Origin of the sequence: Vibrio sp. D401a (genome assembly GCF_030248515.1) — a bacterium.
GTDB classification, from domain to species: domain Bacteria; phylum Pseudomonadota; class Gammaproteobacteria; order Enterobacterales; family Vibrionaceae; genus Vibrio; species Vibrio rotiferianus.
The window spans coordinates 1-1,411 of record NZ_JAHGAI010000107.1 but is presented as its reverse complement, the minus strand read 5'-3'; the positions used below and the strand labels follow the sequence as shown (position 1 = coordinate 1,411).

General features: G+C 40.3%; 2 protein-coding genes. Both read right to left on the bottom strand.

Features of this window, described 5'->3' with window-relative positions; translation table 11 throughout:
• Window positions 1–527: 527 nt before the first annotated feature.
• Window positions 528–917 (bottom strand): hypothetical protein, encoded by a 390-nt coding sequence (locus KIV41_RS24695; protein ID WP_285337853.1) that lies wholly within the window; start codon window positions 915–917, stop codon window positions 528–530.
• On the bottom strand, window positions 898–1,281 hold the full coding sequence (locus KIV41_RS24690; RefSeq protein WP_025624000.1) for a hypothetical protein: 384 nt from the start codon (window positions 1,279–1,281) through the stop codon (window positions 898–900). The genes KIV41_RS24695 and KIV41_RS24690 overlap by 20 nt, the downstream gene beginning before the upstream one ends.
• Window positions 1,282–1,411 lie beyond the last annotated feature (130 nt).

Below are 1,411 nucleotides of genomic sequence, written 5' to 3'. Positions count from 1 at the left end.
CGCATACCACCTTAAACACTAAAACCAACGGATAGTGAAAATGCCACGCGTTGCGAATCCCTCTTGAACAGTTTGTTATGTGTTGATACTAAAAAGCCCGCAAGACAATGCTTACGGGCGAATTGGTGGAGGTGGGGGAACTTAACCCCTCGTCGTGCTATTCATTAAATTATCAGACTCAAGTCATCCTGCCTGATCACTGTGTAACTACTGCAGGGGTTATCTGAAATGCACCTCCCAAGTTCCCCCACATACGCCTTAAACAAGTCATTTAAACTCATAATTTCAACTCCTGTTAACGTTATAAAAAACAAAAACAATGAAGCGATTTGAACTAACCATGAAATTAAGACTTTCAAACCTAAATCAGAGCACGACATTAGATTCGATGTATTGAGCTCACATTATCACCAGATCGCGACGATTGCAACCAAACACATAACGCCGCATTAAGGTGTGAGCGACGCTTGGCTATACTTGAGCGAAGCGAAAATGCCAAGCGTTGCGAATCACTCTTAAATGCTTTGTTAAATTTTATTCTTGATGCGATCTATCAATACATCCATGGTCACTTTGTGGCTTCTCGCATTGAGCCAATACTTAACTGAAAGATAAAAAGTAAACGAAGCACCCACCCAATAAAGCAACTCCCACTTCTCTTTATCGAGTAAAAGGAACATTTTAAAATCTGTCGTCAGAATTGCAGTGATCAAAGTCAGGAACACACCTAATGGAGCACCCCATGCAAACCTGTACTTTACTGACTTTTCATATTCGATTAGTTGTAGCCTAAGCTTCTCTTCTGATATCGAAATCTTCGTATGAGATAAGTTTTCATACTCTTCTTCAAACAAGATTCGTGATTTAGAAAATTGACCACCGGACTTATTTTTTTGACTAGAGGATGTCGAAGTCATCTTCACCCCCTTTCATAAATTGAAGTTCCATACTATGGGTTGGAAAAGGATCATCATCTATAAATTCGTGAACAATAAATACTGATACCTTTTCACCTGAAGGTAGTTCACCTATCTCATAAGGACCAAGCATCGACTTTTTTTCGCTGGAATGCCAATTCGTGAACTCTAACACAGCAGTATCGTAGTGGTTGAAAAACTGCAACATTCTTGCTTTTTCATTGCGCCCACTACGCTTAAAAATTATTTGAATGTTAGGTCTCCACTCCTCGAGTTCAGGAGTAACGAACAACGACTCACTCTCGAACGCAATTACTTTTACATGTTCGAGAACTTCAAAATCACCACACTGACAATATGCCAAGTTTATCTCCTAAAATTTAACGCCCTGTTAAGGGGTGAGCAACGCAATACGAAAGCTGCCGCATACCACCTTAATCACTAAAACCAACGCATAGTAAAAGTGCCACGCGTTGCGAATCCCTCTTGAACAG